This window comes from Paraburkholderia hospita (genome assembly GCF_002902965.1).
Classification (GTDB): Bacteria; Pseudomonadota; Gammaproteobacteria; order Burkholderiales; family Burkholderiaceae; genus Paraburkholderia; species Paraburkholderia hospita.
Window position 1 is genome coordinate 1,400,586 of sequence record NZ_CP026107.1, and the last position, 18,385, is coordinate 1,418,970.

The window sequence follows — 18,385 nt, forward strand, 5'->3', positions numbered from 1 at the left end:
CGCCGCCAGCGCGCTACTGCTTGCCCTTCCACGGCACGAGCTTGCGCTCCAGCGCGCGCATGCCGAGATCGAACAGCCACGCAATCGCGCCGATCAGCACGATGCCCATCACAACGACATCGGTGCGCAAGAAGCTCGACGCATTGAGCACCATCTGTCCGAGCCCCGCCGTCGCCGCGACCATCTCGGCGGCGACGAGCGTGGTCCAGCCGAAGCCGATCGCAATGCGCAGCCCCGTGAGAATCTCCGGCAACGCGGCGGGCAACACGACGTGCAGCACGACCTGCCTGAAGTTCGCGCCGAGCGACCAGGCGGCGTTGATCTGCTCGACGGTCGCGCTGCGCACGCCCGCGCGCGCGGCCATTGCAATGGGCGCGAAGCAGGCCAGCCAGATGACGATGAGCTTCGCCGTTTCATCGATGCCGAACCAGATCACCACGAGCGGCAGATACGCGAGTGGAGGCAGCGGCCGGTAGAACTCGATAGGCGGATCGAGCAGACCGCGCGCGACGCGGCTCACGCCCATCAACACGCCGATCGGCACGGCCGTCACGCATGCGAGCGCAAACGCGCCGAACACGCGGATCGCGCTCCACATCAAGTGTTCCGACAACGGCAGGCCGCCCTGAATGCGGCCGTTCCACGCATCGGCGAATGCGCGCCAGACGGCGTCCGGCGATGGCAGAAACAGCGGCGGCACCCAGCCGAAATGCGACGAGGCCCACCACAGCAGCAGCAAGGCCGCGACGCACAGCGTGCTGAGCGCGGCGGTCGGGCCTTCGCCGGGTATGCCGCGATTGGCCTTGCGCTTACGTGTGCGTGCCGCGTCGGCGTCGCCGCGATGCGCGGCACGCAGGCGGCCTGTCGCGTCGTGCCGCGAAGAATCGATCGAGTTCATCAGGCGGCCTCCCGCACGGTCTCATGCAAGCGCCGCGTCAAACGCTCGCGCCACTCGATAAAGGCCGCCGACGACTTCACCGCGCGCGCGTCGCGCGACGCCAGGTATTCGCGCGCGAACGGCAACTCGTGCACTTCCGCGACGCGTCCAGGGCCAGGCGTCATCAGCACGAGGCGGGTCGCGAGAAATAGCGCCTCTTCGACGCTGTGCGTGATGAAGAACACCGTCTTTTGCGTGCGCGACCACACGTCGAGCACGAGTTCCTGAACCGTTTCGCGCGTGAGCGCATCGAGCGCGCCCATCGGCTCGTCCATCAACAACACTTGCGGGTCGCTCGCCAACGCGCGGGCGATGCCCACGCGCTGCTGCATGCCGCCCGACAGCGCGTACACCTTCGCGTTCGCATGCCGCTCCAGCCCGACGAGCGCCAGCGTGCGCCGCGCGATCTCGTGCCGCTCGTCGCGCGCGACGCCGCGAAAGCGAAGTCCGAGCGCGACGTTGTCGAGGACGTTGAGCCACGGCATCAGCGCATGCTTCTGAAACACGACGCCGCGCTCCGCGCCGGGCCCTTCGATCGGCGCATCATTCAGGCGCACCTCGCCTTCCGTGGGATCGACGAAACCCGCAATGCAATTGAGCAGCGTGGTCTTGCCGCAACCCGACGCGCCCAATGCAACGACGAATTCACCGCTGTCGATGCGCAGATCGACGCCCGCGAGCGCGGGCTCATCCGCACCGTCATAGGTCACACCGACGCCGCGGATTTCCAGCGCGCTCATCGCGCGGCCTGTTGCGCGAAGCGAGGATTCACGGCGCCCGAGTAGTCGGGCAGCACGTTCTGGATCGTGCCCTGCGTTTTCAGGAACGCCGCCGTCGCCGCCAGCGATGCCGCCGCGCCCGACTGCTTGCCGCCGCCGAGCCACGTCGGCGACGCCTGTTCCGCCGGCGTCGGGAACGCGTACAGCGCGAGGCTTGCGGGCACGTCGGCGGGCGTTGCGCCCGACTCCTGCGCGACGGCCTGCACTTCCTTCGAAGCGGGCGTCCATGCCGCCTTGTGATCGCGATACTGCGCATCCGTTTCGGCCAGCACCTTGACGAGGCCCGTCATGAACGCGGCGTTGTCGCGCTCGAACTGGCGCGCAGCGACGAAGCCGTCGAAGGTCGCCTTGCCCGATTCCTTCGCGACTTCACCCGACGTGATCAGCACCTTGCCGTTCTGCTTGACCTTCGCGAGCACCGGGTCCCAGATGTAGGTCGCGTCGATGTTGCCGCGCTGCCATGCAGCCGCGACCTCGGGCGGTCGCAGGTTCAGGATCTTCACCGTCGACGGATCGACACCAGCCTGCTGCAACGCGACGAGCGCATGGAAGTGCGACGTCGACACGAACGGCAGACCGATCGTCTTGCCCTTCAGGTCGGTGAGCTTCGTCACACCCGAACCGTCGCGCGCGACGAGCGCTTCGGCATCGTTGATGTTGTCGAGAATCCAGAACAGCGACAGATCAACGCCCTGGGACAGCCCCGCCGCGATCGGGCTGGAGCCCGCTTCGCCGAGCTGGATGGAGCCCGACGCGAGCGCGCGGATCACGTCCGCGCCGCTGCCGAGCTTGCGGTACGTAACCTTGTAGCCGGTGGCTTTTTCGACGGCGCCCGTGACCTGGGCGTAGCGCCACGGCACGACCATGTCCTGATAGCCGATCACGACTTCGCGGGTTTCGGCGTGGGCGGGCGAGACAATCGCGGCCGACGCCACGACGAACGCGGCGGCGTGCAACGCGCGGCGCAGGAAGGAGAGAGTGTGGTTCATCGGAAGGTTGCGTGCTGGTTATGGAAACTGCATGAGGCTTCCGACTATAGGCACTTCTCGCCGCCGTCGTTCCAATGTTTCGTGCGTAGCAAATTACGCCGTTGCAGCTTTGCTTTTCATGCGGAAACAGCGGATGCCGCTGATATCGCTGCACAGAACGGTTTGTGCAGTCGGCCAGCCGGATTTGCGCGCTTGTCGTATCGTATTTCGCGCACGCTTCGCAATCCGCTTACCTTTTCGGCAAGGGCTTCCATCATGACCCGATCCCGTCAGTTGCATCTCGGCGCTTTCATGCGTCCCGTCAGCCTGCATACCGGCGCGTGGCGCTATCCCGGCGCTTTTCCCGACGCAAACTTCAACATCGCGCATCTGAAGCGCTTCGTGCAGACGCTCGAACGCGCGTGCTTCGACGCGTTCTTCATGGCCGATCATCTGGCCGTGCTCAACATGCCGCCCGCCGCGCTCAGGCGCAGCCACACGGTGACATCGTTCGAGCCGTTGACGCTGCTCGCCGCGCTGTCGTCGGTGACGGAGCGTATCGGCTTGATCGCAACTTCGTCGACGACCTTCGACGAGCCGTATCACGTCGCGCGCCGTTTCGCTTCGCTCGATCATCTGAGCGGCGGACGCGCCGGCTGGAATCTCGTGACCACATCCAATCCCGATGCGGCGCTCAACTTCGGCCTCGAAGCACACGTCGAGCACGGCGAGCGCTATCACCGCGCGCGCGAGTTTTACGACGTCGTCACGGGCCTGTGGGATAGCTGGGCCGACGACGCGTTTGTCCGCGACGTCGAAAGCGGCGTCTTTGTCGACACCGAGCGGATGCACGTGCTCGGCCACAAAGGCGAGCATCTGTCGGTGCGCGGGCCGCTGAACATTGCGCGGCCGGTGCAGGGCTGGCCCGTCGTCGTGCAGGCGGGATCGTCGGAAGCGGGACGCCAGATCGCCGCCGAAACGGCCGATGCCGTGTTCACCGCGCCGCCCTCGCTCGCCGAAGGGCAGCGCTTTTACGCCGATGTAAAAAGCCGTGTCGAGCGCGCGGGCCGGGACCCGGATCATCTGAAGATACTGCCGGGCGCTTTTGTGGTGGTCGGCGATACCGTCGATGAAGCACGCGAAAAGCGCGCGCTACTCGATACCTTCGTGCACTACGACAGCGGTATCGCGTCGCTGTCGATCGCGCTCGGCCATGACGTGTCGCAGCTCGACCCCGATTCGTTGCTACCCGAAATTCCCGAGAGCAACGCCAGCAAGAGTTCGCGGCAGCGTGTCGTCGATTGGGCGCGTCGCGACCAGTTGACCATCCGCCAGCTTGCACAGCGGATCGGCGGCTATTCGGGGCTGGAAATGGTCGGCACGCCCGCGACGATCGCCGATCAGATGGAGCAATGGCTAGTCGAGCACGGCTCGGATGGATTCAACGTGATGTTCCCGTATCTGCCAGGCGGCCTCGACGATTTCGCCGATAAAGTCGTGCCCGAACTGCAACGGCGCGGCATTTTCCGGCGCGCGTATGAAGGCACGACGCTGCGCGACCATCTCGGCTTGCCTCGCCCGGAAAACCGTTTCTTCGCGCGGCGCAGAGGCGACTAGACCGCCACCGCTTCGCGCAGGAAATCCACCAGCGCCGATTGCACCGCGTTCATCGCGCCGCCCGCGCCGATGAGCGCGAGCTCCGTGGGCGGCAAACGCGGCAGGTCGAAGCACACGCTATGCTCGGGCAGCACGGCCGTGGTCGGCAGCACCGTGATGCCGAGGCCGGAAGCAACGGCCGCCTGAATGCCCGTCAGGCTATGGCTGCCGAACGCGACGCGCCAGCTTCGCTGCGAATGATCGAGGCTGCGGATCGCGCGCTTGCGGTACACGCAGCCTTGCGGAAACAGCGCCAGCGGAATCGGCTCGCCATCCTCGGGCGGCACTTCGATCATGCGCCCGCGCACCCACACGAGCGATTCTGGCCACGACGCGAGACACGGCCCACTGCCCGGCTCGCGTTTGACGAGCGCAATCTCGATCTCGCCACCAGACAGCTTGCGGTGCAGATCGGAACTCATGCCCGCGACGGTTTCGAGCCGCGCTTCGGGCCGCGCCTTGACGAAGCCCGACAGGATCGACGCCATGCGCCTCGCGTCGAAGTCTTCCGGCACGCCGATGCGGATCGGCGTGCGCCAGACGTCGCTCGCGAGCGCGTCCTGTGCCTCCTGCGACAGCGCGATCAGGCGGCGCGCATACTGCGTGAGCAGTTCGCCGTGCTCCGTCGCCGTCACCTGGTTGCCCGTGCGGTCGCGCATCAGCAGCGTACGGCCGACCAGTTCTTCGAGGCGCCGCACCTGCTGGCTGACCGTCGACTGGGTGCGGTGCACGCGGTCGCCGGCCCGTGTAAAGCTGCCTTCGTCGACGACGCACACCAGCGTCTTCAGAAGTTCGAGATCGAGCATGACGGGCGCCTCATATTTACGATTCCACTAAGCATGCCATTTTAATTTAATTTCCCAATATGCGGCGCGAGGCATAGTCTGTGTTCCATATCGACGTCACCGGAAAGGAGTCACACATGTCACTTGAAAACTCACCGCGCCCGTCGTGGCTGACCTTCGATTGCTACGGCACGCTGATTCAATGGGACGAAGGGCTGCTGGAGGCCGTCACGGCGATCCTCGCCGGCAAGCACGCCGCCGCCATCGATCCGCGCGAGTTCATCGCCGTCTACGACAGGCACGAGCACGCGCTGGAACAGACGCCGCCGCACCGCTCGTTCCGCGAAGTCGCGGGCCACGCGCTGCGCATCGCGCTGGAGGAGTTCGATCTGCACGCCGACGACAACGACATCCGCCTGCTGACCAGCCGCATCTCCGCGATGCCGCCCTTCCCCGAAGTGACGGATACGCTGCGCACGCTGAAGGAAGCGGGCTACCAGCTGTGCATCGTGTCGAATACCGACGACGACGTGATCGCCGGCAACGTCGCGCAGCTCGGCGGCTATATCGACCGCGTGATTACCGCGCAGCAGGCAGGCGCGTACAAACCCAACCGGCGGCTTTTCGACTATGCTCACGAACAGCTAGGCGTATCGCTCGACGAGGTGGTGCATATCTGCGCAAGCCCGCATCTGGATCACGCAGCGGCGCGCGATATCGGCTTTCGCTGCGTGTGGATAGACCGCGGCACGGGCCGCCAGCGCCTGCCGGACTACACGCCCGACGCCACGCTCGCGACGCTCGACAAGGTGCCGCCGCTGTTCGCGTCGCTCGGCTGGTGAAACGCGCAAAGGACCTGTCATGGCTCATACGCTCAACGTCAACACCTCTGCGGTCTCGCGTCGCACCGCGCTCGATTCCGACGCGGTGCACGCGGCCCGCATCGAACTGGCCGCGTGTTTTCAGCTTGCCGCCCAGCATGGCCTCGAAGAAGGCGTGTGCAATCATTTTTCCGCCGTCGTGCCGGGACATGACGATCTGTTCTTCGTCAATCCGTATGGCTTCGCCTTTTCGGAAGTCACGGCATCGCGCCTGCTGATCTGCGATTTCGACGGCAACGTGATCGAGGGTGACGGCAGCCCGGAAGCGACGGCGTTCTACATTCATGCGCAGTTGCATCGGGCCATGCCGCGCGTGAAGGCCGCGTTTCACACGCATATGCCGAACGCGACCGCGCTGTGCCTCATCGAAGGACCGCCGCTGTTGTGGCTCGGGCAAACCGCGCTGAAGTTCTACGGCCGCACCGCCGTCGACGAGCACTACAACGGCCTCGCGCTCGATACATCCGAAGGCGACCGCATCGCGGCTGCAATGGGCGACGCGGACATCCTGTTCCTGAAGAACCACGGCGTGATGGTGGCGGGCGCGAGCATCGCCGAAGCCTGGGACGATCTGTACTACCTGGAGCGCGCCGCCGAAGTGCAACTCAAGGCGATGCAGAGCAACCGGCCGCTCAAGCCCGTACCGCACGACATCGCGCAGCGCGCGTATGAGCAGATGCGGCTGGGCGACAAGGAAAGCGCGCGAGCACACCTCGACAGCGGCATCAGGCGTCTGCGCGACGCAGGCAACCGCTTCGAGAAGTGATCCGGTAACGCGTCTGATCGACCGTGACCCGCATGGCGTCTTTCACGCCGCCACCAGCCCCTTGTCCTTGAGCCACTCCGGATTGAACAGGCGCGCGCGATACAGCTCGCCGCGATCGCACAACGGCGTGACGATCGTATGGCCCGGTCCCATCTGCTGCGCGAGCGCGACGGCCGCGGCCACGTTGATTCCCGTCGATCCGCCAACGTACAGTCCCTCTTCGCGCAGCAGGCGATACACCATCGACACGCAGGTCTGATCGTCGATGCTGAACGCGTCGTCGATCGCCGTGCCTTCGAGGTTGGCCGTCACCCGGCTGGAGCCGATGCCCTCGGTGATCGAGCTGCCTTCGACCTTGATCTCGCCCGTTTTGACGTAGCTGAAAAGGCCGCTGCCATGCGGATCGGCGAGCACGATCCGCACGTTCGGATTCTTTTCCTTCAGGAAGCGGCTGACGCCCGCGAGGGTGCCGCCCGTGCCCGTCGCGCAGACGAACGCGTCGACCGTACCCGCCGTGTCGCGCCAGATTTCGGGGCCGGTGGTCTCGTAGTGCGCCTGACGGTTGACGACGTTGTCGAACTGATTGGCCCAGATCGCGTTGTCCAGTTCCTGCGCGAGACGGCCCGCGACCTTCTGGTAGTTGTTCGGGTCCTTGTACGGCGCGGCGGGCACGGGCCGCACTTCCGCGCCAAGCACGCGCAGCAGTTCCATTTTCGCGGGCGACTGCGTGTCGGGAATCACAATCACGCAGCGGTAGCCGCGCGCCGCGCAGATATGCGCGAGTCCGATCCCCGTATTGCCCGCCGTGCCTTCGACAACCGTTCCGCCCGGCTTGAGCGCGCCGCGGCGTTCGGCGTCCTGGACGATGTAGAGCGCGGCGCGGTCTTTCACCGAGCCGCCCGGATTCATGAACTCCGCCTTGCCGAGTATCTCGCAGCCGGTTTCGGCGCTGAGCGCCGCGAGCCTGATGAGCGGCGTCTCGCCGATGCAGCCGATGAATCCTTTGCATACGCGCATGTCCGCCCCTCGTTTCAGATGACCGGCAGCAAATGCGGCTGCCACATGTCGAAGGATAGTGCGCCGCGCCTGACAACGCGATCGACACACCAGGCGGGCTGCGATCGCTGCTACACCTGACGCGCGACGTGATCGGTGATCTGCCGCAGCTTGTGCAGCATCTGCTCGCCCGATGCAATGTAGAGCGCCCTGTCGCCCGTCAGGACGCTCGCACGGAACGTCTGCAGCGCATGCTTCAGCGGTTCGTACCTGAGCACGGAAGCCGCGCCGTCGACGCGATGAATCCACTGCCGCAGGACAGCAGGCTCAGCCTCGCCGAGCATGCCTTCGAGTTCATCGGCGTCAGTCGTCATGGTCTGGACGATGATTTCGATCAGCTTCTCGTCGCGCCCGGTGCTGCCGAAGTTCTGATTGATCGCGTCCCAGTCGAGATCGGGCAGTTCGCCTGGTTCCGTCGCTGCGGCAGGTACGGCGGCAGGTCCAGCCACATGAGGCGTGGCGCGCGGCGCGTCCACCTGTGGCGCGGGCCGTCCGTCGCTCGCGGGCGCGCTGTGCCCCTGCAGGCACTGCGGCGCGAACCGGGTAAGGCACGCAAGCAGATCGCTGAGCTTGGCCGGCTTGTACAGGCATTCGTCCATGCCGGCGGCGAGACACTCTTCGCGTTCTTCCCGCCCCACGCTCGCCGTCAATCCGACGATGGACATGCGCCGCGCGTCATCCGTCCGTTCGCGCACGCGGGTTGCCAGCGTATAGCCGTCCATCTCGGGCATGTGACAGTCGGTGATCAGCAGCGCATAGTCCGCCGACGCCATCGCTTTCAGCGCCTGCACGCCGTCTTCGACGGTGTCGCACGTGCAGCCGAGCAGTTCCAGTTGCTGCCGCAGCAGATGCCGGTTGATCCCGTTGTCTTCGGCGATCAGGATCAGCGCATGATCGCGCAGCGCATCGGCGCGGCCGCGCGGCGCAGCCGGTGTGAGCGCCGACGCCGCGGATTCCAGTCCCAGTTCGGCGTCCCCGTGCAAGACGGCATTGCAGACGGCAGCCACGCCCTCGAGCGTGACGGGATAGACGCACAGATAGCAGAGGTCCCCCATGCGGACATATCCGCCCGTCTTGATGGTCGCGGTCGTGGGAACGACGGGGACGCCTCCCACCTGCATTTGAACTGCGGGCTTCTGCTGGGCTTGCGTGAGAGGCTCGTCCGCTGACGGGCTTTCCGCTGTCAGCTGGTCGTCGATGATTAGCCGGCACTCCGCTGGCAAGTCGCCCGGGGAAAGCGCTGCATTCGGATCGAGAATCGCCACCGTGCCGCCGAAAGTGCGCAACGCTTGCGTCATGCTGCGCAGCACAGACGCATCGCGAACACGAAGACCGACGGTGACGCCCGCCAGCGGATAGCTTTGAAACTCACGCTGGTTCACTTCCAGCGGCAGGCGGAACTCGACCTGGGTGCCGCGCCCGACTTCGCCTTCCATGCCGATGGTGCCGCCGAGCATGGCCACCAGCCGCCGCGAGATCGTCAAGCCGAGACCTGTACCGCCATAGCGGCGCGTCGTCGAGGCTTCGGCCTGCACGAACGGCTGAAAGAGGCGCGCCCGCTGATCCTGGCTGATGCCGATTCCCGTGTCGCTCACGCGCCAGACAATGGTTTGCTTGCCGTCAGTTTCGCCCGCGAGTTCGACGTCGAGCCGAATGCTGCCTTCCGTAGTGAACTTGATCGCGTTGCTGAGCAGGTTGAATAGAATCTGCCGTAGCCGCACGCCGTCGCTCCACACCACGGGCGCAATCGCCGCGTCGATGCACAGCGCCAGCTTCAGCCGCTTCTCCTGTGCGCGCCAGAAAAACAGCGAGAACGTGCTCGTGCACAGATCGCGGATATCGACGGGCGCCCGCTCCAGCGCGATCTTGCCGGCTTCGATCTTCGAGTAGTCCAGAATGTCGTTGAGGATCTGCAACAGCGATTCTGCTGCCTGCGAGATCAGCTTCACCTTGACCGCCTGGTCGGGGCGCAGGTTGCTGTGTGCTAGCAGTTCGATCAGTCCTATCACGGCGCTCATCGGCGTGCGTATTTCATGGCTCATCGCCGCGAGAAACTCGCTCTTCGCGCGCGACGCCTGCTGCGCCGCATCGCGCGCCTCGCCAAGCGCGACGGCATGCTGATGCTGTTCTTCGGCGTCGCTCCAGTAGCCGGTCCAGACGAGATCGTCGTGCTCGACCCGATGCGGCACAGCGTGCAACCGCGTCCACCGGAAGGCGCCGCGGCGCTGCACGCGAAGTTCGCGGCTCACGGTCGCCAGCGTCTGCTCGGCCTTGTACGCCTCGGTCAGAAGAGCGGCGCGGTCCTCAGGATGAACCGCTGCGAGCACCGATCCCGGAATGGCTTGCAGCTCAGCGCTGGTCTTGCCGAACATTTCGACGGTATTGCCGCTTAGCCAGATGACCCGGGAGTCACCGTTTCTAGCCTGTCGATACTGGAAGGCTGTCGCCGGCAACTGGCTGGTTACGTCGATGAGCCGCAGCTCTGCTTCCCGGCGTTCGCGCGCCTCCTTGTGCAACACGCGGCGCGAGCGCCACAGCACCGCGATCACGGCCAGCAGCGCGAGCGCCACGGGCGCGAACCTCAGCGCGATGTCTTTCCACGACGGCCCCAGTTCATAGTTCGCCCGGAAGTAGCGGTTCTGGATCGAGAGCCGCTCGGTGTCCGGCAACGCCGCGAGCGCGCGGTCGATCAGCGGCATCAGCCGGGCCGCCAGCTTCGGCGACACGGCAAAGCCCGTCTGCAGCGAACGGCCCCCGGAGCCGATGATGCGCAGATTGTCGCCATGCATGCGCTGCAGCATGTAGTGAACCGTGGCCAGATCGTCCACATAGACATCGGCCTTGCCTTCGGCGACCGCGTTCATGCCCGTCCCGACATCCGGCACGACGACGATGCGTGCCTGCGGCGCTGCGCCCGTCACCAGCCAGCGCAGACCGCCGCCGTCGGTGACGGCGACGCGCTTGCCGTTCAGATCGCGTAGCTGGCCAAGAGCAGGCGCATCGTTACGGCCGACGGCAACAACCGGAAACGTCGCGTACGGGCGCGACACCGGAGTACCGCGCAATGCGGGGTCGTGAAGAATGGCGACGGCGACCAGATCCAGCGTTCCCGCTTGCAGGGCATCCACGGTGGCGGCGAAGCCCGGCTCGGGCCGACGTACGAAACTGATCCCCAGCCGGTTCGCCAGATAGCGCAGATAGTCCTGCGCCATGCCATGCGTCTGCCCGCTGTCGTCGACGTAACTGTACGGCGGCAGCCCGCTGTCCACGCCCACGCCCAGCGGCGGCAGCGAGCGCAGCCACGCGCGCTCCTCGTCGCTCAGTTGAAACGGCGCGGACGACTCCGCTTGAATCGGCCCGGTGGTCATCCAGCGGCTCAGGATGCGCTGCCGGGCATACTCGGGCAGTGCGTTCAGCCGTTCGTCGACACCGTCGCGCAACGCCTGTTGCCTGCGCGCAAAGCCGAAGCGCACGCCGCTTTCCGTTTCGCGATAGCGATTCAGTTCCGCCAGCCCGGCGAACTCCGGCTGCGACAACAGGTAGTCGGCGACGGGCAGAAACGTGATGTAGACGTCTGCCTCCTTGCGCAGCACATCGCGCAAGCCCTCCTGCGGACTGTGTGCGCGCACGAAGACGGAGTCGGGGTAGCGCTCGTGCGATACCTGCTCGATGTACGAGCCTGCCTCTGCGGCAATGCGCTTGCCGGCGAGGCGTGGCGGCTCGCCGTCGCGTGCGGCATCCGATGCGCGCCCGACCACGACGACGTCGGAATCGTAGTAAGGCTCGGACAGGATCAGGCAGCGCCTTGCCTCGATGGGCTTCTGCACGGCGAGCACGATGTCGACGGAGCCGGCGCAAGCTGCCGCGCTCAACGAAGCATAGTCAGGAAACACCCGCACCCGCAGTTGCGCGGAAGGGTCGAGAACGGATTTGAGGATATCGAACGCGGCGCCGGACACCTGACCGTTGTTGACGATCATAAGCGGCGGCCAGCCGCCTTCCGGGACGCCCACGGTGAGACTTGCAGGCTTGTGCGGGTGAGATTGCGCCTGCGCGGTGGCATCGATCGATGCCGCCGCAAGCATCACGCATAAAATCCGGCACAGTGTGAGGCAGCGATCGCGGATGCTTTTCATGGCTGTCAGGGAAACGACCACCAGCGCAGACGGGCACCGGGGTCAGGTCGCTGAATCCATGATAGTGCCCCTTCAGACTGTTCGTGGCGCTTATTGGTCACACCGGGTGGCGCGCAACGAACTCCCGCGAAAACTCGCTCAGGCCAGCTCGACGATCACTTCATCGAGCGCGCGAAACGGCGCGAGCAGCGCTTCGTCGGCCAGCGCCGAGGTGATGAGCCGCCAGTCGCGCTGCAGCGGCGTCCAGTGTTGCTGGCGCGCGCGGCCGAGCTTGTCGGAATCGGCGAGCACGATGATTTCGGCGGCGCGTGACACGATGCACTCCTTCAGATACGCCTGCTGCGCCGACGCTTCGCACAGCCCGAACCCCGCGACCACGCCGTCCGCGCCGAGAAACGCGCGGTCGACGGTCAAACGGCTGAGGATGAGTTCCGCGAGCGGCCCGAGCGTGCTCATGCTGGAGCCGCGCAGCTCGCCGCCGATCAGCGTGAGCCGCACGCCTGGCGCATTGGCGAGCGCCGTGACCGCGAGCAGATTGTTGGTGACCACATGCAGGTCTTCGCGCGTCGACAGATGCCACGCGAGCTGGGCGCAGGTCGTGCCACCGTCGAGCAGCACCGTGTCGCCGTCGAGCACGTGCAAGGCGGCCGCCTGCGCGATGACTTCCTTTTGCTCGCGCTGCGCCGACTTGCGTTCTTCGAGTGACGCTTCCGGTTCGTGTACGCCGACCCGCGCGGTTGCGCCGCCGTAGGTGCGCACCAGGCGCTTCTGCTTCGCGAGCGCCGTCAGGTCGCGGCGGATCGTCGCTTCCGACACGCCCAGCGTGGCGCACAACGCCTCGACGTTGGCGTCGCGCGTGCGTACGAGTTCGAGAATCGCCTGATGACGGTCGGTCGTTTTTTTCACGTCTGCGGGAGTCCGGGAATGGGGCTCGATCTTACACCAGCCCCTTTGCGCCCATTCGACGGCGGGCACGTGCGGCGTTGCTGCCGCGCCGGCTCGCCGCCTTCCGCGCTCAGCGGCGCGTCGCCAGTTCCGCGCCCTGGCGCAGCGCTTCGAGCATGCTGCCTTCGTCGACGATACCCTTGCCCGCGATATCGAACGCGGTGCCGTGATCCACCGACGTGCGGATCACTTCCAGCCCCACCGTCACGTTCACGCCCGCTTCGAGGCCGAGCACCTTCACCGGGCCGTGGCCCTGGTCGTGATACATCGCGACCACCAGATCGAAGTCGCCTCGGCCAGCGCGGAAAAACAGCGTGTCGGCGGGCAGCGGGCCCGTGACGTCGAGGCCGCGTTCCTGCAGCAGCTTCACGGCGGGAATGATCTTCTCTTCTTCTTCGCCATAGCCGAACAGGCCGTTTTCGCCCGCATGCGGATTGATGCCGCACACGCCGATGCGCGGATGTTCAATGCCCGCCTTCACGAGCGTCGCGTTGCCGCGTTCGATGGTCCGCTGCACGAGGCCCGGCTCGATCTTGCGGATCGCGTCGATGATGCCGATGTGCGTCGTCACGTGAATCACGCGCAGTTGCGGCGCGACCAGCATCATCGACACTTCGTCGACACCCGTCAGATGCGCGAGCATTTCCGTGTGGCCTGGATACTTGTGGCCGCCTGCGTGCAACGCTTCCTTGTTCAGCGGCGCCGTGCAGATCGCGTCGATCTTGCCCGCCTGCGCGAGTTCGACGGCGCGCTTGATGTACTGATACGCGGCGTCGCCCGCCAGCGCCGACAACTCGCCGAACGGCAGGTCGTCGGGAATCAGGCCGAGGTCGATGCAGTCGATCGTGCCCTGCTCGTAGCGTGCATCGGATGCGTCCTCGATGCGGCGAATCGTCATCGTCCCGCCGACAATCTGGTTCGCGCGTTCAAGGCGCTTCGCGTCGCCAATCACGAGCGGACGGCATTGCGCGTAGACCGACGCGTGTGCGAGGCTCTTGACGACGACTTCCGCGCCGACGCCTGTTGCATCGCCCATCGTGATGCCGATTACGGGAAGGTAGTTGCTCATGATGTGATCTCGTGGGTACTTGCTATTCATTCGCGGACGTCAGTGCGAAACGACGTCGCGCTCGGTTTCGTTGCGCAGGGTCAGCCATGCGGCGTACAGCGCGTGATCGGTGCCGAATGCGCCCGCCTTCGTCACGACGCCGGGACAATGGGTGCGGGTCGCGTCGAGCGGCCTTGCGACCGCGACGCCCGCTTCGATTTCGGCCAGCAATTGCAGATTGCCGATGCGCGCGGCTGCCAGCATCGCGCGCGCGGTCTCGCCGCCCGTCGCGATCAGGCCGCCCGTCTTCGTGAAGTGCGGCTCGACCAGCGCAGCGAGCGCCGCCGACAGTTGCGCGCCTTCGGCGGGATCGAACGCGTCGTCGCGGCCGATGCGCAGCAACAGATCGACACCCGCCTTCAGCGACACGCCGACCTGGTCCTGCCACGCGCGCCAGTCGCGATGGCGCTCGCCTTCGCGCAGCACGACGGGCGGCACGATCAGTTCTTCGACGCCGCCGCGCTCGCGCAGCATTGCGCATTGACGCTCGCTGACGGCCGACAGGCTGCCGACCAGAATCAGGATCGGGCCGCCGGGAAACGCGTCGCTGCCGGGCTTACGCTCACCAGCATCGGCGCGCGGAATTAGCGCCGCGATCTCGCGCGCAAGCCCGCCCGATCCGACCCAGAAGAACGCCGCGTCGCTTTGCAGCGTGGCGCGGGCGAGCGCGCGCAAGGCCTTCTCGCTTTGCGTATCGACGATCAGCGCCTGCACGCCGTTCGCCGCCATCGCGCCAATGCACACGGCCAGCGTTTCGGGTTCGTCGGCGAGTGCTTCGGCGTCGAGCGGGTCCGTGGTCAGACCCGCCGCTTCGAGTTGCGCCGCGATGCCGGCGGTTACACCCGCATGCTCCAGCTTCCATGTCGCTGTCTGTTCGAGCGGCTCGCCGTGCACGAACACGCGGCCGTCGCGCACCGTGCGTCCCGTCGCCGGGAATGCGGGCGCGACGATCGCCATGCCGGCGAGCGCCTGCAGGCCAGCCACTTCCGCTGCCCAGTTGCCGCGCAGCGTCGAATCGATTTTCTTGTAGAGCCGCTGGTCGCGCGCGCTCATCTCGGCATAGGCTGCCGACGTGCGCGCGGCTGCGTCGTGAGGCGTGAGACGGCGCGTGTCGGTATCGACGGCGATCGTGTCCGCGCCGTCATGCGCAGGTGTGCGCGCCGCCTCCAGCGTGACGACCGTGCGATGGCCCGCGCTCGCGAAACCGATCGCGCAGTCCGCGGCGCCCGACAGATCGTCCGCGAGAATCAGAATCTTCATCGTGCCAGCCCTTCGCGATTCTTCGTGCGCGCGCCTTCCTGGCGCTGCTGATAGCGCTTCGCCACCTGCGCGGTCAGGATCGGCGACAGGATCGCCGTGATCACGACGCATGCGGCCACCAGCAGCGTCGCGCTCTGCGCCGCTTCGTTGTACACCGGGTTCGCCGCCGCGACGAGCGCCGGCACAGCCGCTGCGTTGCCCGCCGTATTGGCTGCCGCCACGCCGGCGACGCCCGTGCCGCCCGTCAGGCGATCGGCGAAGTACAGCGGAATGCCCGTCACGATCACCACCGCGATGCCGAGACCAATGCCGAGCAACCCGGCCTGCCAGACCTTGTGCAGATCGAGGCCCGCGCCGAGCGCCAGTGCGAAGAACGGAATCATCACGGGCACCGCCTTCGCGAGAAAGTCGCGCATTTCGCGGTCCAGATTGCCGAGCAGCATGCCGAGCGCGAGCGGCAGGATGCTGCCGACCAGCGTTTGCCACGGGAACGCCGACAGACCCGCGACGCCGAGCGTCACCATGGTCAGGAACGGACCCGATTCGAGCGACATCAACGTGTACGCGCCGACGTCTTCCGAGCGGCCATACTGGCCCATCAGCGCCATGTAGAGGCCGCCGTTGGTGTCGTTCATCGCCGCGACCACGGCGAGCGTCGAGATGCCCGCGAACAGGCCCGACGACACGGGATGCTCGCCAAGCACATGGCCGAGAATCACACCGACGATCACCGCCGCCCCAACCTTCGTCACGAGCAGCGCGCCGCCCTTCTTCATCAGATACGGCGTCGCCTTCACGTCGATACTCGCGCCCATGCAGACGTAGAACACGGCAAGGATAGGCAGCGCGCCCGTGAACAGCGCATTCGTGAACGATCCGAAGAACTTCGGCATGCCGGGCAGGAACGTCGCCACCAGCGAGCCGATGAGCAGCGGCACGATCATCATGCCGCCGGGGATGCGCTCGATCGAGCGTTTGATGGGAATCTGAACCATGCGAGTCTCCTAGCTTTATTAAGCGCCGCGTCTATCCGCGATTTTGATTGAAACAGTCATCATTCGATCAAATCGATCAGTTTGGAGTGTAGACCGTTTGATTGGATTGCGCAAACCGATCATGCATTTGCGCAAAACGATCATTTCGCGGACGGCGCGCTCAATGCCCACGACCTCGCCCATTACCGGCGCGCGGCACGCACCGTATTGCGCCGCGTGTCGCGGCTCTCGCTGTCGCTCACGCTGCGCACGATCGACGCAAACGAGCGGGCCGCGGGCGTGCGCGCCTCGTCCCTGCGCCACAGCAAACCGGGCGAACGCACGGGCGTCGGACTTTCGAGCGGAATCAATTTCACGTCCTCGCGCCGCAGCGCATGCGTCGACACGATCGTCGCGATGTCGGTCTCTCTGACCAGTTCGATCATCGGCGCGATGGCGTTCATTTCCGCGACGACGACGGGCGCCGCATTCGCCATCCGGAACGATTCGTCGAGCAGCACGCGCGTGGAAAAACTGCGCGGCAACAGCACCATGCGCTGCAGATGAAGCTCGGACACGCGCACGAAGCGCCGCTTCGCGAACGGATGCCGCAGCCCGACGGCGAGCATCATCTCCTCGGTGTAGAGCGGCTCGAAACGCAGCGGCAACGCGTCGTTCGGCTTGTACGTCACGCCGATATCGAGGTCGCCGCGCAGCAGCGCCTGCGCGATGCCGTCGCCCGTCATTTCGAGCACGTCGACGCGCACGGACGGATGCCGGTCCAGAAACAGCGACACGCAGCGCGGAATGATGTGCAGGTTGAACGTGTGCGTCGCGCCGATGCGCACGACGCCCGTCATTTCCTCGGCGGCATAGCGCACGGTCGACACGCCTTCGTCGACTTCGCGCAGCGCATTGCGCACGCGCTCCAGAAACAGCTCGCCCGCTTCCGTCATCGTCACGCGCCGGCCTTCGCGCTCGAACAGCCGGCAGCCGAGTTCATCTTCGAGCTGGCGGATCTGATGCGACAGCGTCGATTGCGTGACGTGAACCTTTTGCGCGGCGACGGTGAAGCTCAATTGCTCGGCAAGGGCCGCGAAGTAGCGCAGATGTCGTAGTTCCATGGGTTCTCGTGGGTCGCGTTTGAATCGATGGCATCGATAGATAATCAGCGAAAAATACCATTTTTATCGATAGATTGCCTGCCTTACACTGGCCTCGCCATCAACGATCGCAGCGAGAGGAGACCTCGACGCGATGCTCAACGGACCCGCGAAGCACCCATGAAAATCGGCAAAGAGACTATTCCGCGCACGTCGATCTCGACCTCGAATACGCACACCATCGTCGTGCGAGGACGCGACCTCGCGAACGAACTGATCGGCAAGATCTCGTTCACCGACTACTTCTTCCTGCTCGTCACGGGACAAACGCCCAGCCCGGCCGCCAGCGCCGTGCTCGACGCGACGCTCGTCGCGATCGCGGAGCACGGACTCGTGCCGAGCGTGCAGGCCAGCCGCATGACGCTCGCCGCCGCGCCCGATGCGCTGCAAGGCGCCGTGGCCGCCGGGATTCTCGGTTGCGGTTCGGTGATACTCGGCGCGTCCGAGTCCTGTGGAAAGCTGCTCGACGAAGTGCGGCAGTGCGCGGCGCAAACGGGCGGCGATCTGTCCGAGGCGGCGTTCACGGTGATCACGCGTTATCGCGCGGACAAACGCCCCGTGCCGGGCTACGGCCATCCGCTGCATAAAGAGCGCGACCCGCGCGTCGACGCGCTGTTCGCCGTCGCCGAACGCAGCGGCGCGGATATGACCTATGTACGCATCGCGGAAGCGATCGAATCCGTGTTGCCGGATGTGTTCGGCAAGGCGCTGATGCTCAACGTATCGGCGGCGATTCCCGCTGTGTTGCTGGGCGTCGGCTTTCCGCTGGCCGCGCTCAAGGGCGTGCCGATTCTCGCGCGCACGGCCGGACTGATCGGTCATCTGACGGAAGAGCTGGCGCACTCAATCGGCTTCGCCCTGTCGTATCAGGCCACGCGCGAAGTGGTGTACGACGGCGAAGCGCCCGAAGGCTTTCAGCCCGGCATCTGATCGTTCCGCTCACATCACTTCGCAACGCATCTCTGGAGTTG

The 18,385-nt window shown here is 65.8% G+C and carries 15 protein-coding genes; 4 read left to right on the top strand and 11 right to left on the bottom strand.

Going from position 1 to position 18,385, the window contains the following annotated elements; all coding sequences use genetic code 11:
- Positions 1 to 13: 13 nt before the first annotated feature.
- Genes C2L64_RS39555 through tauA form a run of 3 tightly spaced genes read right to left on the bottom strand, consistent with a single transcriptional unit; the run spans position 14 to position 2,705 of the window.
- The gene (locus C2L64_RS39555) at positions 14 to 898 is read right to left on the bottom strand and encodes an ABC transporter permease subunit (protein WP_007583842.1); all 885 of its coding nucleotides are present in this window, start codon (positions 896 to 898) and stop codon (positions 14 to 16) included.
- Positions 898 to 1,677 carry a taurine ABC transporter ATP-binding protein gene (locus C2L64_RS39560; protein WP_007583840.1) on the bottom strand — a complete coding sequence of 260 codons (780 nt, stop codon included), beginning with the start codon at positions 1,675 to 1,677 and terminating at the stop codon, positions 898 to 900. The genes C2L64_RS39555 and C2L64_RS39560 overlap by 1 nt, the downstream gene beginning before the upstream one ends.
- The gene (tauA, locus tag C2L64_RS39565) at positions 1,674 to 2,705 is read right to left on the bottom strand and encodes a taurine ABC transporter substrate-binding protein (RefSeq protein WP_007583839.1); all 1,032 of its coding nucleotides are present in this window, start codon (positions 2,703 to 2,705) and stop codon (positions 1,674 to 1,676) included. Before tauA ends, C2L64_RS39560 begins: the two co-directional genes overlap by 4 nt.
- A gap of 255 nt (positions 2,706 to 2,960) precedes the next feature.
- On the opposite strand from tauA, the gene C2L64_RS39570 reads away from it, so the two are divergent.
- Positions 2,961 to 4,301: an LLM class flavin-dependent oxidoreductase gene (locus C2L64_RS39570; protein ID WP_039900753.1), complete on the top strand. Its 1,341-nt coding sequence runs from the start codon at positions 2,961 to 2,963 to the stop codon at positions 4,299 to 4,301.
- On the opposite strand, the gene C2L64_RS39575 is transcribed toward C2L64_RS39570, so the two are convergent.
- Complete coding sequence (locus C2L64_RS39575; RefSeq protein ID WP_007583835.1) at positions 4,298 to 5,146, bottom strand: LysR family transcriptional regulator; 849 nt, start codon at positions 5,144 to 5,146, stop codon at positions 4,298 to 4,300. The two genes, C2L64_RS39570 and C2L64_RS39575, sit on opposite strands and share 4 nt — an antisense overlap.
- Positions 5,147 to 5,262: 116 nt before the next feature.
- Between C2L64_RS39575 and C2L64_RS39580 the strand changes: the two genes are divergently transcribed.
- Complete coding sequence (locus C2L64_RS39580; protein WP_007583834.1) at positions 5,263 to 5,967, top strand: haloacid dehalogenase type II; 705 nt, start codon at positions 5,263 to 5,265, stop codon at positions 5,965 to 5,967.
- 19 nt (positions 5,968 to 5,986) lie between these two features.
- The gene (locus C2L64_RS39585; protein ID WP_007583832.1) at positions 5,987 to 6,772 is read left to right on the top strand and encodes an aldolase; all 786 of its coding nucleotides are present in this window, start codon (positions 5,987 to 5,989) and stop codon (positions 6,770 to 6,772) included.
- A 42-nt stretch (positions 6,773 to 6,814) separates the two neighbouring features.
- On the opposite strand, the gene C2L64_RS39590 is transcribed toward C2L64_RS39585, so the two are convergent.
- The 7 genes from C2L64_RS39590 to C2L64_RS39620 all read right to left on the bottom strand — a co-directional run bounded on the left by C2L64_RS39590 (position 6,815) and on the right by C2L64_RS39620 (position 17,375).
- Positions 6,815 to 7,789, bottom strand: coding sequence for a cysteine synthase A (locus C2L64_RS39590; RefSeq protein ID WP_007583831.1), 975 nt, complete (start codon positions 7,787 to 7,789; stop codon positions 6,815 to 6,817).
- A gap of 110 nt (positions 7,790 to 7,899) precedes the next feature.
- On the bottom strand, positions 7,900 to 11,964 hold the full coding sequence (locus tag C2L64_RS39595) for an ATP-binding protein (protein WP_090835115.1): 4,065 nt from the start codon (positions 11,962 to 11,964) through the stop codon (positions 7,900 to 7,902).
- A 138-nt stretch (positions 11,965 to 12,102) separates the two neighbouring features.
- The gene (locus C2L64_RS39600; RefSeq protein ID WP_007583829.1) at positions 12,103 to 12,870 is read right to left on the bottom strand and encodes a DeoR/GlpR family DNA-binding transcription regulator; all 768 of its coding nucleotides are present in this window, start codon (positions 12,868 to 12,870) and stop codon (positions 12,103 to 12,105) included.
- A gap of 109 nt (positions 12,871 to 12,979) precedes the next feature.
- Positions 12,980 to 13,978: a 4-hydroxythreonine-4-phosphate dehydrogenase PdxA gene (gene pdxA / locus C2L64_RS39605; RefSeq protein ID WP_007583828.1), complete on the bottom strand. Its 999-nt coding sequence runs from the start codon at positions 13,976 to 13,978 to the stop codon at positions 12,980 to 12,982.
- Between the two features lie 39 nt (positions 13,979 to 14,017).
- The gene (locus C2L64_RS39610) at positions 14,018 to 15,277 is read right to left on the bottom strand and encodes a four-carbon acid sugar kinase family protein (protein ID WP_007583827.1); all 1,260 of its coding nucleotides are present in this window, start codon (positions 15,275 to 15,277) and stop codon (positions 14,018 to 14,020) included.
- On the bottom strand, positions 15,274 to 16,272 hold the full coding sequence (locus tag C2L64_RS39615) for a 2-keto-3-deoxygluconate permease (protein ID WP_007583826.1): 999 nt from the start codon (positions 16,270 to 16,272) through the stop codon (positions 15,274 to 15,276). The genes C2L64_RS39610 and C2L64_RS39615 overlap by 4 nt, the downstream gene beginning before the upstream one ends.
- Before the next feature lie 182 nt (positions 16,273 to 16,454).
- Positions 16,455 to 17,375 (bottom strand): LysR substrate-binding domain-containing protein, encoded by a 921-nt coding sequence (locus tag C2L64_RS39620; RefSeq protein ID WP_007583825.1) that lies wholly within the window; start codon positions 17,373 to 17,375, stop codon positions 16,455 to 16,457.
- A 159-nt stretch (positions 17,376 to 17,534) separates the two neighbouring features.
- On the opposite strand from C2L64_RS39620, the gene C2L64_RS39625 reads away from it, so the two are divergent.
- Positions 17,535 to 18,344: a citryl-CoA lyase gene (locus C2L64_RS39625; protein WP_007583824.1), complete on the top strand. Its 810-nt coding sequence runs from the start codon at positions 17,535 to 17,537 to the stop codon at positions 18,342 to 18,344.
- The last annotated feature ends 41 nt before the right edge of the window (positions 18,345 to 18,385 follow it).

Coding starts and splice junctions, on each gene's coding strand:
- C2L64_RS39625 (WP_007583824.1), top strand. CDS start 17,535: ATGAAAATCGGCAAAGAGACTATTCCGCGCACGTCGATCTCGACCTCG.
- C2L64_RS39555 (WP_007583842.1), bottom strand. CDS start 898: ATGAACTCGATCGATTCTTCGCGGCACGACGCGACAGGCCGCCTGCGT.
- C2L64_RS39560 (WP_007583840.1), bottom strand. CDS start 1,677: ATGAGCGCGCTGGAAATCCGCGGCGTCGGTGTGACCTATGACGGTGCG.
- C2L64_RS39615 (WP_007583826.1), bottom strand. CDS start 16,272: ATGGTTCAGATTCCCATCAAACGCTCGATCGAGCGCATCCCCGGCGGC.
- tauA (WP_007583839.1), bottom strand. CDS start 2,705: ATGAACCACACTCTCTCCTTCCTGCGCCGCGCGTTGCACGCCGCCGCG.
- pdxA (WP_007583828.1), bottom strand. CDS start 13,978: ATGAGCAACTACCTTCCCGTAATCGGCATCACGATGGGCGATGCAACA.
- C2L64_RS39580 (WP_007583834.1), top strand. CDS start 5,263: ATGTCACTTGAAAACTCACCGCGCCCGTCGTGGCTGACCTTCGATTGC.
- C2L64_RS39595 (WP_090835115.1), bottom strand. CDS start 11,964: ATGAAAAGCATCCGCGATCGCTGCCTCACACTGTGCCGGATTTTATGC.
- C2L64_RS39590 (WP_007583831.1), bottom strand. CDS start 7,789: ATGCGCGTATGCAAAGGATTCATCGGCTGCATCGGCGAGACGCCGCTC.
- C2L64_RS39610 (WP_007583827.1), bottom strand. CDS start 15,277: ATGAAGATTCTGATTCTCGCGGACGATCTGTCGGGCGCCGCGGACTGC.
- C2L64_RS39585 (WP_007583832.1), top strand. CDS start 5,987: ATGGCTCATACGCTCAACGTCAACACCTCTGCGGTCTCGCGTCGCACC.
- C2L64_RS39620 (WP_007583825.1), bottom strand. CDS start 17,375: ATGGAACTACGACATCTGCGCTACTTCGCGGCCCTTGCCGAGCAATTG.
- C2L64_RS39575 (WP_007583835.1), bottom strand. CDS start 5,146: ATGCTCGATCTCGAACTTCTGAAGACGCTGGTGTGCGTCGTCGACGAA.
- C2L64_RS39570 (WP_039900753.1), top strand. CDS start 2,961: ATGACCCGATCCCGTCAGTTGCATCTCGGCGCTTTCATGCGTCCCGTC.